Origin of the sequence: Collimonas pratensis (assembly GCF_001584185.1) — a bacterium.
Lineage (GTDB): Bacteria > Pseudomonadota > Gammaproteobacteria > Burkholderiales > Burkholderiaceae_D > Collimonas > Collimonas pratensis.
Map to the genome: position 1 here is coordinate 3327892 of NZ_CP013234.1, position 12275 is coordinate 3340166.

Consider the following 12275-nt stretch of genomic DNA (forward strand, 5'->3'; position numbering starts at 1 on the left):
TTTCTCCTATTTCAAGTCGTCAATTAAGCGTTGTGCAGATCGGTGTATGGCAGCAGCGCCAGGAAACGTGCGCGCTTGATCGCAGTGTCCACTTGACGTTGATAGATTGCCTTGGTGCCGGTCAGACGTGCTGGCATGATCTTGCCGTTTTCTTGAACAAAATCCTTGAGCGTGTCGACATCCTTGTAGTCAACGCTGGCAACGTGTGCAGCGGTGAAACGGCAGAATTTCTTGCGCTTGAACAGCGGGTTTTGTTGTTGACGCTTGTTTTTCAGTTTGCTTTTATCGAACTTTTTACCGAATGCCATTTTTGGCTCCTGTATCTAAAATAATGAATCTGCAATTTCCGCTATGTTCTCTAGGAACCGTCTGCTTCTATTGCAGCGAAATCCGTGATGTGAAATACCAGGCCCCTGCCGTTGCGACTCTTGCGTGCCATGAAACCGGTAAACCAGAAGGTGCCTCCCAACGGCGCCTGACTGAATCTTCCTGAAATCTCGCCGACGGCTAGCGCGGCGATTTCAAATTCGATCAAACGCTTTATTCCTGCTTCAATCGGCTCCGAGCGATGCTGCAGATTTGCAGATACGATCGGAATGCCTGCCGGTGTATAACGTATGACTTCACGTTCGGCAATTTCGGCAACCAGCTGAAACACGTTATTGGCTTGACTCACTCCTGATGGACTCGATGGCTACGCTGACAGGGCAGGTAAATCAGGCTGCCGGCGCTTCAGTGCGATGGCTCTTGGCAGCATCTTCCTTCTGCACAGCCTTCATCATTGGCGAAGGACCGGTTTCGGCCTTCTTCAGCTTGACAGTCAGATGACGCAATACTGCATCATTGAACTTGAAGCCGGTTTCGATTTCAGCCAGAGTTTCGCTGTCGCACTCGATGTTCAGGCAAACGTAATGTGCTTTTGCCAGTTTCTGAATCAGGTATGCCAGTTGGCGGCGGCCCCAGTCTTCCACGCGATGCACGATGCCGCCACGTGTAGTGACGATACCTTTGTAGCGCTCGATCATTGCAGGCACTTGCTCGCTTTGATCTGGATGGACGATAAATACGATTTCATAATGACGCATGTAAGCTCCTTTTGGACTGATTGAAGAATCGCCCACCTCGGCGTCAAGACGAGTGTGGGAAGAGGAAAACCAGCAATAGTACGCGCAATTGCAACAAAACTCAATGTTTTCAGGCGCCTGCGGCGACATAGGCATAAGGAAGTGGCTAATTCGCATCAATTTATCTTGCATTTGCACAAATACTGTACAAAAATACAGACTGTTGATATACACAGCACAAATGCAGACTGGTTGCCTGAAAAGCCGGTTGAAGTATTCGTGCCCCTATCTGAACTGGATAGCCTGGATCAGCGCAGTTCGCCTGTCCTGCCCAACTGTCAAACCTTGCCTGCAAACACATATGATTAAACTGACCGCCCGCCAACAACAAATCCTCGACCTGATCAAGGACGCCATCGAAAACACCGGCTTCCCACCGACACGCGCGGAAATCGCGACCGAACTCGGCTTCCGCTCGGCGAATGCGGCAGAAGAACACTTGCAGGCGCTGGCGCGCAAGGGCGCCATCGTGATCGCTCCCGGCACTTCGCGCGGCATCCGCCTGACGGAAAGCACGCTGCGCAGCCAAGGCACGCAACTGGCGCTGCCGCATCCGGCGCTGATGCAGCTCAGCCTGCCGCTGGTCGGCCGGGTCGCCGCCGGCTCGCCGATCCTGGCGCAGGAGCACATCCAGGCCAGCTACAACGTCGACCCTGCCCTGTTCAGCGCCAAGCCGGATTACTTGCTGAAGGTGCGCGGCATGTCGATGCGCGACGCCGGCATCCTGGATGGCGATTTGCTGGCTGTAAAGAAAGCCGACAGCGCCAGGAATGGCCAGATTGTCGTGGCGCGCCTGGGCGACGACGTCACCGTCAAGCGCTATCAGAAATCCGGCTCGGTGATCCAGCTGCTGCCCGAAAATCCCGACTTCGAGCCTATTATCGTCAACTCCCAGGAAGATTTCGCACTGGAAGGCCTGGCGGTCGGCCTGCTGCGCAGCTGGAACTAAAGCCAAGCAGACGGCAGTCCGAACACCAGCCGGGCCGGGCGCCACGCCGGCCTCAGCAAGGCGTCAGGAGCGGTCCAGACGGCGCCGCTTGGTCAGTATCTGGCTGGCGATGCCACGCAGGATATTGACCTCTTCGGTCTCCAGCTGAGCCCGGGAAAACAGCCGCTTCAAACGCGGCATCAATTTTTTCGGGCTGGCGGGATCCAGGAACTCGATCTCGATCAATGCCTGTTCCAGGTGCGCAAACATGCCGTCGATGTCGGTCAGGCTGGCGGCATTGCCCTGAAAACCGATTTCGCCGGCGCCTGCAGGCGACAAATTTTCACTGGCGGCAACCCGGCATTCGTAAGCCAGCACCTGCACCGCCTGCGCCAGATTCAACGACGAATATTCCGGGTTGGCGGGGATGTTCAGCAAGACATTGCACTTTTCCACCACTTCGTTGGGCAAGCCATAGCGTTCGCTGCCGAACAATACCGCCGCATTCAAAGTGGCGTCACCGGCCAACTGGGCCGCAAGCGCGCGAGGTGCCGTCAGCGGCGGTGAAAATTCGCGTAAACGTGCGCTCAAGGCTGCGGCAAAGTTGCACCCTTCTAAAGCCTGCTCGACACTGTCGACGATACGCGCCGACGCCAGGATATCCTGGGCGCCGCTGGCGAACGCAACGGCTTCTTCGCGCTGCAAGACATCGGGAAAGCGCGGATTAACCAGGACCAGCTCGGAAAATCCCATGGTTTTGATCGCGCGGGCTGCGGCGCCGACATTGCCAGGACTGCTGGTTTCCACCAGCACGAAGCGCAGCCGCTGAAAAAGAGACGTATCGATTTTCGCCGGGTTCATTTGTGCTCTCCACGCAAGCGACGAGCGCTATCAAACGAAAGAAAATCTGTGTTCATCTGGCCTTTCAGGTAAAAGTAAGCGGTCAATTCAGCAATCTAGGTTTAAAATAGCGCCATAACGCGGATTTCTGCGACTAAAAGCTGCTTACTTACCCACTTATTTACCCAAACAGGTAGCAAAATAAGTATCCAGATAAGCGGCAAGACAGTCGCGGCACAGCCCGCATCGTTCATTATTATCAATCAATAGGCGGTTCTGTTCCCGGTTGGCACAGTGCCGCCATTTTAACGAAACCCCGATCATGCATCCAATGCTCAATACGGCCATCAAGGCCGCACGTCGCGGCGCCGCGGTTATCTCGCGCGCCTCTTTCGACCTCGATTTGCTGAAAGTCACCAAAAAGCAGCACAACGATTTCGTCACCGAAGTCGACCAGGCTGCCGAAGCCGCGATTATTGACGTATTGAAGAATGCCTACCCCGACCACGCCATCCTGGCCGAAGAATCGGGCGCTTCCGCCAACTTGCACGACGACAACGAAAACGTCTGGATCATCGATCCACTCGACGGCACCACCAACTTTATCCACGGCTTCCCGCAGTATTGCGTCTCCATCGCCCTGCAGCATCGCGGCCAGATCACCCAGGCCGTGGTCTACGACCCGACCCGCAACGACCTGTTCACTGCCACCAAAGGCTCCGGCGCCTATCTGAACGATAAGCGGATCCGCGTCGGCAAGCGCGACAAGATCGCTGACGCCCTGATCGGCACCGGCTTTCCATTCCGCGAAACCGAAGGGCCGGCCATGGACGAATACATCAAGATGTTCCGCATCATGACCCAAAGCTGCGCCGGCCTGCGCCGCCCCGGTTCCGCCGCGCTCGACCTGGCCTACCTGGCGGCTGGCCGCCTGGACGGCTTCTTTGAAAAAGGCCTGAAACCTTGGGATATCGCTGCCGGCTCCCTGCTGATCAGCGAATCGGGCGGCATCATCGGCGATTTCACCGGCGAATCCGATTACCTGTACAAGGGCGACGTACTGGCCGGCAGCCCTAAGGTGTTCGCGCAAATGGTCAGCCTGTTGTCGCCATACGCAACAAAATAATGCTTGCCCATGACAGCAAGAAGCCTTTGTTCTTGCTGTCATTCCGAAAACCGGCATTTTTGCCATGTCAACTGCACGCTTGAAAGACTACAATGCATGCGCAGTCGCAGCATTGGACACTTTTAACGACCATATCTCAACCTGCAGGAGAGCGACATGGCAGTCAAAACCATCCCCGACGGCTACACCAGCGTCACCCCCTATCTCGCCATCGACGGCGCAGCCGCAGCACTCGATTTCTATAAAAAAGCCTTCAATGCAATAGAAATACTGCGCATGGAAGGACCGGACAATAGAATCGGCCACGCCGAAATCCAGATCGGCAATGCACGCATCATGCTGGCGGATGAATTTCCGGAAATGCTGATTCGCAGCCCGAAGTCGCTCGGCGCAGCGGGCATAAGCATCATGCTTTATGTCGACAATGTCGATGTCACCTATCCGCAGGCGATTGCTGCCGGCGGAACAGAAATCCGAGCGCTGCAAGATCAGTTTTACGGCGATCGCTCCGCTACCCTCAGGGATCCGTTCGGCCACGTCTGGACCGTCAGCACTCATATCGCCGATTACTCGGAAGAAGAGTTGCGTGAACGCGCCGCAGCCGCAATGAAATAAGCTTGTGCTGACTGCCACGCGCCCGGCCTTGCTCCGCAAGCGGCACGCTGGCGGTCATTTTGCTCCAGCGTCCGCTGAATACAGCGGAAACACTTGCCTGTAGCGCGCCATTGTTATACTCTGCGGCGACACAGCAAATTCTCCAGTCAAATACTGCTGTCAAGGATGTTATCGGGCCGGGAGCGTTATTCCTCGGCCAGGGTGGCTCCAATCTCCTCTAATCCCGTTTGCCTGCGACTGGCGCCCTACAAAGGGCGACAGGCCGATATTATTCTATTGAGTTGTCATGTCTTTTTCTGAACTCGGCTTGTCCGAAGCCATCGTTCGTGCCGTAACCGAACACGGATACACTACCCCTACCCCGATCCAGACGCAGGCGATTCCTGCAGTGCTGGCCGGCGGCGATTTGCTGGCCGGCGCCCAGACCGGCACCGGCAAGACCGCTGGTTTCACTTTGCCTGTGCTGCACCGCCTGTCGACTTCGGCCACCAATCCGACCGGCAGCCAGCGTCCGATCCGCGCGCTGGTGCTGACGCCAACCCGCGAACTGGCGGCTCAGGTGGAAGAAAGCGTGCGCCTGTACGGCAAATACCTGAAACTGACCTCGGCCGTGATCTTCGGCGGCGTCGGCATCAATCCGCAAATCAAGCTGCTCAAGCACGGCGTCGATATCCTGGTGTGCACCCCGGGCCGCCTGCTGGATCACATGCAGCAAGGCACTGTCAACCTGAACCACGTGGAAATTCTGATCCTCGACGAAGCCGACCGCATGCTGGACATGGGCTTCATCCGCGACATCAAGAAAATTCTCGCAGTGCTGCCGAAGAAGCGCCAGAACCTGCTGTTCTCCGCCACCTTCTCCGACGAAATCAAGATCCTGGCCGACAACCTGCTCAACTCGCCAGCCATGATCGAAGTAGCGCGCCGCAATTCGACTGTGGAAGTGATCCAGCAAAAGATCCATCCGGTGGACCGCGACCGCAAGCACCCCTTGCTGGCGCATCTGATCAAGACCCATCAATGGTCGCAGGTGCTAGTGTTTACCCGCACCAAGCACGGCGCCAACAAGCTGGTCGAGCAACTGGAAAAAGACGGCATCAGCGGCATGGCGATCCACGGCAACAAGAGCCAGTCGGCGCGCACCCGGGCGCTGGCCGAGTTCAAGGACGGCAGCCTGCAAGTGCTGGTAGCGACCGACATCGCCGCCCGCGGCATCGATATCGACCAGTTGCCGCACGTGGTCAACTACGACCTGCCGAATGTGCCGGAAGACTATGTACACCGCATCGGCCGTACCGGCCGCGCGGGCGCCACCGGCGAAGCAGTGTCGCTGGTGTGCGTGGATGAACATCAGATGTTGAAAGACATCGAGAAGCTGATCAAGCGCGAACTGCCGAAAGAAGTGGTGGCCGGCTTTGAACCTGACCCTAACGCCCGTGCCCAGCCTATCCAGCTGCGCAGCGGTGGTGGCGGCGGCCAACGCGCTGGTGGCGGCGGTGGACGCGGCCGTGCTCCCGGCGGCGCGCCAGGCGGCGCCAAGCCGGCCCAGGGCCCATCGCGCGGCCACGGCGGTGGCAACGGTTCGCAAGCACGTCCGGCGGCGCCACGCCGCTCCGGCGGCCGCGGTCGTTAAACGCCGCTGAAAGCAAGCCAGCTGACGGCGCCGCTAACAACGGCCGCCGTCAGCTGGCTTGGAAAATAATGCACGACATCGTATCGGCTCCATGGTCCCTGTCTGCTCAAACCAGCTGCCAGCAAAGCCGATCACGCAACTCTTCTCCCTCCCCCTCTTCCCGCACGCCATCCGTCACGGATCCAGCGCTGCAGACGTCTTCCCGATCAGTTCAAGCAGTTCGACAATCCCTCATGGATGGTGGTCGCCGTAGCCGGCAGCGTCGCCAGTATTGGCCTTGCAACCGACAATGCACTGTAGAACGTCGCGATCGGCGTTTGCGGCGCCAGCGGGGTACGGCATGCCCAGGTCCTTGCATCCACCGTTACCTTGCCTGTCGCGCCATCGATTGCGGCATTGCTGCCGGCAAAAGTCCAGACGCACTCACCAATGAGACTGTCCGCCTGCCGCACCGAGCAGCGATAGCGTAGCGCTTGCAGGTTGCTGAATTCGCCCTCGCAGTAGGTGTCGCCGCAGATATCGTCGAAATCCGTCACAAGGCGCCTCTCAAGCCCGTAGAAGGCCTCCCAGCCCTGCTCGTTGGCGGGATAATTGACGGCATCGACATATTCCGGCGCCGCCGTCGCAAGTACAGTGCAGAGACTTAAGCCGAATGCCAGGACAGGCGATGCAATCGAAAAGGGACCACCGCCCAAGAGCTTCTTCCGTTCGCTCACGGTGCGACGTAAGCCGTTCGAATTTGTGCCGGCGAAAGGATTGGATAAAACATGCATGCTGCTCTCCTCAATGACAGATGATCGTGACGACGCTGTGGCTGATGCGCTGGCGCCGGGCGTTGACAACGGCGATGTCAATGACGCAATCATAATGTCGCTCAGAAGGGAACTGCCTTAAGCGTGCGCCTAACTTGCATGAAAATGGCGACACGTTACGATGTCAGTTTTTATCGAGTTCGCGCTCGAACAGGCATGCCGGACAGCGCTGCGATAGCCGGCTGCGGCGTGGCTGTTTCCAAGCCGCAAACTGGGCTTGTGTCGCCGATGAATATTGCAAAAAAGGAAATTACTGCAGGATACTGCGGTGATAGATCAAGCTAAAAACTGGTCCGGCCGGAGGGAATCGAACCCCCAACATTTCGGGTAGAAGCCGAATGCTCTATCCAGTTGAGCTACGGCCGGATTCATACGCTTTAGTGCTTGATTCCGATCGTCAGATCGATTCATTGCGATGCCTGTTTTTTGTCAGGCGGAAATGAAAAAAGGGGCTGTCCGAAGACAGCCCCTTTTCTACTTATTGGTCGGAGTACAAGGATTCGAACCTTGGACCCCCTGGTCCCAAACCAGGTGCGCTACCGGGCTGCGCTACACTCCGAGAAGCAAGATAATAAACAGTATTCCGATTTTTGTCAAATTTTTGTACAGGAAAATTTTTAAATTTTGCTGCTAAAACCAAGCCAATAACGGTACTGCCAAAAGCTTATCTGCTGAAAAACTTGAGAGACGGATTAGACCAGATTTCAGAAAAATATGCGACAAAAAAATCGTCTTTTTCGATAAATATTCAAACTTTTTTCGCTTCTGCTTAATCCATCAGCAGATCGGTAAAAAAGCTGCCGATGTTTTAAGCAAATCGGCAGTGAAAAAATTATTTACAGATTTATCCGACAGGATTTCAATCCTGCCGCAATGCTAATTGCGCGCGCTGAAAAATTACTTTGAAGCGGCTGCCTTTGCCATACTCTGAAAAAATTTCCAGGCGACCGCGATGACGCAACAGAACATGCTTCACGATTGCCAATCCGAGACCGGTGCCCTGCGTTGCACGCGAGCGCGTTTTATCGACGCGGTAGAAACGCTCTGTGAGGCGGCTCAAATGCTCTGCCGCAATGCCGATGCCGTCGTCGATCACGGTCAAGCTGGCGCTGTCGCCTTCCATGACCCAGCTGACATCGATGCGGCCGCCGTCAGGCGTATAGCGCACCGCGTTCGACAGCAGGTTTACAAACGCGCTTTCCAGCTCGTCGTGATTACCCTTCAGGTCGACCTCCTGCACTTCTCTCAATGTGATGCTGTGCTTGCCGTCCGACAGCGCCCTCGCCTCTTCGACAATGCGGATCAGTAAAGGCTTGATGCGCACCGCGTCGCCGGATGGCGGCTGCACCAGCGATTCCAGCCTGGTCAGCGTCAGCATGTCAGCCACCAACCGCTGCATGCGCTGTCCTTGCTCCGCCATCAGGTGCAACTGGCGCTGGCGGGTTTCCTCGCTCATTTCGCTGCTCAGAGCGTGCTCCAGAAAACCGTTGATGACGGTCAGTGGCGTGCGCAGCTCATGCGAAGCATTGGCGATGAAATCGCGCCGCATGGTATCCATCTTTTCATTTTGCGTGACGTCGTGGGTCACCAGGATTTGACGCCGGCTTTCGAAGGAGATCAGCTGCACCAGGATTTTGCGGTCGTGGTGCATGAAGGGCAAAGGCTGCTCGAAACGGCCGGACAGCATGTAGTCGACAAAATCGGGAGAACGGATAAGATTGGTCAGCAAGCGTCCTTCATCGCGCTTCAGATCCAGTCCCAGATGGGTTTGCGCCGCCGGATTGCACCACTCCAGATGCATCACGCCATCAACGATCACGACGCCGTCCGGCAGCAGGCTCATGGCCTGGCGGAAGCGTGCTAGCCACTCTGCCATTTCTGCGCGTGAGCGTTCATCTTCATGGCGAATGTCTTCCAGCGCCGCGAATGCATGCGCCCACATGCCCCAGGTTTTCGGCCGCGGACGGCCGACCGGCGCATCCAGCCATTGTTCGATCTGATACAGCGAGCGCATCTGCAAGAACAGCAGGCTCGCCAGCGACAGGCTATAGAACAGCAGACCGGTGATGGCGCCGAAGGCGGCGCCTATCGCCACTGCAACCAGGGACAGGAGGCCGAACCAGAGCAGCGCCGGCACCCAGAATTTGCGTGCGCTGCGCGTGCTGGTTGCCGGCATGGTCACGCTGCCGGCTCGGCGTTGAGCTTGTAGCCTACGCCGCGCACCGTCTTGACGTAGTCGGCGGCCAGTCCGAGCGATTTGCGCAGGCGCATGATGTGGACATCGACCGTGCGTTCTTCGATGAAGGTATGGTCGCCCCAGACCTTGTCGAGCAATTGGGCGCGAGAAAAAATCCGGTCGGGATGCGCCACCAGGAAGCGCAGCAGCTTGAATTCGGCCTGGTCTAGCTCGACTTCGCGGTTATCGACAGTGACCTGGTAGCGGTCGGTATCGATGCGAATCAAGCCATGCGTCAGCAGGCTTTGTCCGAGCTCCGGCACCTTACGCCGCAGCAGCGCCTGGATCCGCGCAATCAGTTCCTTCGGTGAAAACGGCTTGGTGACGTAGTCGTCGGCGCCCGCATTGAGCCCTCTGACCTTGTCTTCGTCCATGCCCTTGGCGGTCAGCATGATGACGGGCAGCGTGGCGCTGCGGGTCTGGCCGCGCCATTCCTGCAGCAGCGCCAGGCCGGAAGTGTCGGGCAGCATCCAGTCCAGCAGTACGGCCTTGGGCAAGACGCCGACGATAGCCTGACGCGCCTCGGCGGCGCTATACGCGATCTCACAGGAAAAACCGGCATCGTCGAGCGTAAAGCGCAGCAGCTCGGCGATGCCAGGTTCATCTTCGACAATCAAAATGTGGGTTTGATATTTCGACATCAGGCATTAACTCTATTCAATCCAGCAAATCAATACTAAAGGATGCGTGCCTCAGGACGTCACTTTATCTGCAATCCGGCGCGCCATCGCTTGCGCCAGCTCTGCGCTCTTGGCTTCGACCATGACCCGGATCAGCGGCTCGGTGCCGGAAGCGCGGATCAGTACGCGGCCGTTATCGCCAAGCTCGCGTTCCACTGCCTCTTTCTCCGCCACCATGGCCGGGTTTTTCTGCCAGTCGAAACCTGCGCTCACTTTTACATTGATCAGGGTTTGCGGATACAGCGCGATATCGGCAGTCAATTCAGCCAGCGTTTGACCATCGCGCTTCAAGGCCGACAACACCTGCAGGGCCGAGACGATGCCGTCTCCGGTCGTATGCTTGTCGAGGCACAGCAGATGGCCGGAGCCCTCGCCGCCCAGGTTCCAGCCGCGTTCCTTCATCACTTCCAGCACATAACGGTCGCCGACCTTGGCCCGGGCAAACTCCACGCCCATCTGGCGGAAAGCCACTTCCAGCGCCATGTTCGTCATCAGCGTGCCAACCGCGCCTTTTACCGCGCCGGTCTTCATGCGGTCCTTGACCATCACGTACAGCAGCTCGTCACCGTTGTAGATGCGACCGCTAGCATCCACCATCAACAAGCGATCCGCATCGCCATCCAGCGCAATCCCAATATCCGCGCGGTTGGCGCGTACCGCCAGCGACAAGGCATCCGGCGCGGTAGCACCAAAACCGTCATTGATGTTGAAACCGTTCGGCTGGTTGCCGATGGCGATCACTTCCGCCCCCAGCTCATGGAATACGTGCGGCGCGATGTGATAAGCGGCGCCGTGGGCGCTGTCGACCACGATCGTCAGGCCGCGCAAGTCCAGCTCGTTAGGGAAGGTGCTTTTACAGAATTCGATATAGCGTCCGGCTGCATCGTCCAGTCGCCTGGCTTTGCCCAGCTTGTCGGAGGCGACGCAGTCCATCGGCAGTTCCAGCGCCGCTTCAATCGCGGTTTCGACCGCATCCGGCAGCTTGTTGCCTTGCGCGGAAAAGAACTTGATGCCGTTGTCTTCATACGGATTGTGCGAGGCCGAAATCACGACCCCGGCCGCCAGACGCAAGGCCCGGGTCAGGTAAGCGATGGCCGGTGTCGGCATCGGGCCGGCCAGCATGACATCTACGCCGGCAGCGGCAAAGCCGGCTTCCAGCGCCGCTTCCAGCATGTAGCCGGAAACCCGGGTGTCCTTGCCGATCAGGACGGTCGGCCTGCCGCCGCTTGCCTTTGCCTGCGCCAGCACCTTGCCGGCGGCATAGCCCAGCTTCATGACGAAATCGGGGGTGATCGGTGCTACGCCTACACGGCCGCGTACGCCGTCGGTGCCAAAATATTTTCTTGTCATTTCAACCTTCAGTCAGTTTTCTCATAAATCACAAACAGATTGCTTTTGATATTTGCGCGGCATGCCAGACCGTGAGCGCATCAACCGTCTCCGCCACATCGTGCACCCGCACGATCCTGGCGCCTTGGGCAACCGCCGCCAGGGCAGCTGCCAGGCTGCCGGCCAGACGCCGCTCAACCGGCTTGCCGGTGAGCTCGCCCAGCATCGACTTGCGCGAGATTCCGGCCAGCAGCGGCAGGTCCAGGCGGTGCTGAATTTCGCCTATGCTTTGCAACAAAGCAACATTATGCGCCAAGGTCTTGCCAAAGCCAAAGCCTGGATCGATGCTGATGCGATTTCTTGCAACACCGGCCAGCTCCATGAGCGTAACGCGCTCGCTCAGAAAGGCGCTGACTTCCGCCACCACATCCTGATATTCGGGCCTGGACTGCATGGTTTGCGGATCCGCCTGCATGTGCATGATGCATAGGCCGCAATCGCTGTCGCTCACCGCTTCCAGCGCGCCGGCGCCGCGAAAGCCGTTGATATCGTTGATCAGGTCGGCGCCGGCGGCAATCGCCTCGCGCATGACTGCCGGTTTGTAGGTATCGATGGAGAGCGGCTTGCCGCAGTCGCGCAAGGCGTAGATGGCCGGCATGACGCGGTCCAGTTCTTCTTGCAGCGACAGCGCGGGACTGCCGGGGCGGCTCGATTCGCCGCCGATATCGATGATATCGACGCCATCGGCAATCATCTGTTCCGCATGCGACAAGGCAAATTCCAGCGCGTGGAATTTGCCGCCGTCGGAAAACGAATCGGGCGTGACGTTAAGGATGCCCATGACTAACGGCCGCGCCTCAGGCGTATTGACCGGCAACCGGTAGCGGCCGCATTGAAGATATTGTTGCATGGTGAATTGTAAGTTGGATCTTGATAACAGCCTACTTGCAGC

Annotated in this window: 13 protein-coding genes and 2 tRNA genes; 4 read left to right on the forward strand and 11 right to left on the reverse strand. The window is 57.7% G+C overall.

Annotated features, from left to right (window positions below; translation table 11 throughout):
- Window positions 1-23: 23 nt before the first annotated feature.
- From rpsR to rpsF, 3 genes are read right to left on the reverse strand one after another with little or no spacing between them, the layout of a single operon-like run.
- The gene (gene rpsR, locus CPter91_RS14890; RefSeq protein ID WP_038488337.1) at window positions 24-308 is read right to left on the reverse strand and encodes a 30S ribosomal protein S18; all 285 of its coding nucleotides are present in this window, start codon (window positions 306-308) and stop codon (window positions 24-26) included.
- Between the two features lie 50 nt (window positions 309-358).
- Window positions 359-676, reverse strand: coding sequence for a primosomal replication protein N (priB, locus tag CPter91_RS14895; protein ID WP_061941587.1), 318 nt, complete (start codon window positions 674-676; stop codon window positions 359-361).
- 40 nt (window positions 677-716) lie between these two features.
- Complete coding sequence (rpsF, locus tag CPter91_RS14900; protein WP_061941590.1) at window positions 717-1085, reverse strand: 30S ribosomal protein S6; 369 nt, start codon at window positions 1083-1085, stop codon at window positions 717-719.
- Between the two features lie 340 nt (window positions 1086-1425).
- Here rpsF and lexA point away from each other — a divergent pair, with 340 nt between their 5' ends.
- Window positions 1426-2073, forward strand: coding sequence for a transcriptional repressor LexA (gene lexA, locus CPter91_RS14905; RefSeq protein WP_061941592.1), 648 nt, complete (start codon window positions 1426-1428; stop codon window positions 2071-2073).
- A 63-nt stretch (window positions 2074-2136) separates the two neighbouring features.
- Here the strand turns inward: lexA and CPter91_RS14910 are convergent, their stop codons facing one another.
- The gene (locus tag CPter91_RS14910; protein ID WP_061941594.1) at window positions 2137-2913 is read right to left on the reverse strand and encodes an RNA methyltransferase; all 777 of its coding nucleotides are present in this window, start codon (window positions 2911-2913) and stop codon (window positions 2137-2139) included.
- A gap of 301 nt (window positions 2914-3214) precedes the next feature.
- Between CPter91_RS14910 and CPter91_RS14915 the strand changes: the two genes are divergently transcribed.
- From CPter91_RS14915 to CPter91_RS14925, 3 genes are all read left to right on the forward strand, one after another.
- Window positions 3215-4018 (forward strand): inositol monophosphatase family protein, encoded by an 804-nt coding sequence (locus CPter91_RS14915; RefSeq protein ID WP_061946271.1) that lies wholly within the window; start codon window positions 3215-3217, stop codon window positions 4016-4018.
- Between the two features lie 156 nt (window positions 4019-4174).
- Entirely contained in the window at window positions 4175-4633 is a 459-nt protein-coding gene (locus tag CPter91_RS14920) for a VOC family protein (protein WP_061941595.1), read from the forward strand.
- Window positions 4634-4919: 286 nt separating this feature from the next.
- Window positions 4920-6266: a DEAD/DEAH box helicase gene (locus CPter91_RS14925; protein WP_061941597.1), complete on the forward strand. Its 1347-nt coding sequence runs from the start codon at window positions 4920-4922 to the stop codon at window positions 6264-6266.
- 206 nt (window positions 6267-6472) lie between these two features.
- Here the strand turns inward: CPter91_RS14925 and CPter91_RS14930 are convergent, their stop codons facing one another.
- From CPter91_RS14930 to folP, 7 genes are all read right to left on the reverse strand, one after another.
- Window positions 6473-7039, reverse strand: coding sequence for a hypothetical protein (locus CPter91_RS14930; protein WP_205631606.1), 567 nt, complete (start codon window positions 7037-7039; stop codon window positions 6473-6475).
- 328 nt (window positions 7040-7367) lie between these two features.
- Window positions 7368-7444: transfer RNA gene (locus CPter91_RS14935), tRNA-Arg, on the reverse strand.
- 116 nt (window positions 7445-7560) lie between these two features.
- A tRNA-Pro gene (locus CPter91_RS14940) sits at window positions 7561-7637 on the reverse strand.
- A 300-nt stretch (window positions 7638-7937) separates the two neighbouring features.
- Window positions 7938-9254: a phosphate regulon sensor histidine kinase PhoR gene (gene phoR, locus CPter91_RS14945; protein ID WP_061941599.1), complete on the reverse strand. Its 1317-nt coding sequence runs from the start codon at window positions 9252-9254 to the stop codon at window positions 7938-7940.
- 2 nt (window positions 9255-9256) lie between these two features.
- On the reverse strand, window positions 9257-9955 hold the full coding sequence (locus CPter91_RS14950) for a winged helix-turn-helix domain-containing protein (RefSeq protein ID WP_061941601.1): 699 nt from the start codon (window positions 9953-9955) through the stop codon (window positions 9257-9259).
- Between the two features lie 51 nt (window positions 9956-10006).
- A complete protein-coding gene (glmM, locus tag CPter91_RS14955; protein ID WP_061941603.1) occupies window positions 10007-11344 on the reverse strand; it encodes a phosphoglucosamine mutase in 1338 nt (445 codons plus the stop codon).
- Window positions 11345-11372: 28 nt separating this feature from the next.
- On the reverse strand, window positions 11373-12233 hold the full coding sequence (gene folP / locus CPter91_RS14960; RefSeq protein ID WP_061941605.1) for a dihydropteroate synthase: 861 nt from the start codon (window positions 12231-12233) through the stop codon (window positions 11373-11375).
- Between the last annotated feature and the right edge of the window lie 42 nt (window positions 12234-12275).

Coding starts and splice junctions, on each gene's coding strand:
- rpsR (WP_038488337.1), bottom strand. CDS start 308: ATGGCATTCGGTAAAAAGTTCGATAAAAGCAAACTGAAAAACAAGCGT.
- rpsF (WP_061941590.1), bottom strand. CDS start 1,085: ATGCGTCATTATGAAATCGTATTTATCGTCCATCCAGATCAAAGCGAG.
- lexA (WP_061941592.1), top strand. CDS start 1,426: ATGATTAAACTGACCGCCCGCCAACAACAAATCCTCGACCTGATCAAG.
- CPter91_RS14910 (WP_061941594.1), bottom strand. CDS start 2,913: ATGAACCCGGCGAAAATCGATACGTCTCTTTTTCAGCGGCTGCGCTTC.
- CPter91_RS14915 (WP_061946271.1), top strand. CDS start 3,215: ATGCATCCAATGCTCAATACGGCCATCAAGGCCGCACGTCGCGGCGCC.
- CPter91_RS14920 (WP_061941595.1), top strand. CDS start 4,175: ATGGCAGTCAAAACCATCCCCGACGGCTACACCAGCGTCACCCCCTAT.
- CPter91_RS14925 (WP_061941597.1), top strand. CDS start 4,920: ATGTCTTTTTCTGAACTCGGCTTGTCCGAAGCCATCGTTCGTGCCGTA.
- CPter91_RS14930 (WP_205631606.1), bottom strand. CDS start 7,039: ATGCATGTTTTATCCAATCCTTTCGCCGGCACAAATTCGAACGGCTTA.
- phoR (WP_061941599.1), bottom strand. CDS start 9,254: ATGCCGGCAACCAGCACGCGCAGCGCACGCAAATTCTGGGTGCCGGCG.
- CPter91_RS14950 (WP_061941601.1), bottom strand. CDS start 9,955: ATGTCGAAATATCAAACCCACATTTTGATTGTCGAAGATGAACCTGGC.
- glmM (WP_061941603.1), bottom strand. CDS start 11,344: ATGACAAGAAAATATTTTGGCACCGACGGCGTACGCGGCCGTGTAGGC.
- folP (WP_061941605.1), bottom strand. CDS start 12,233: ATGCAACAATATCTTCAATGCGGCCGCTACCGGTTGCCGGTCAATACG.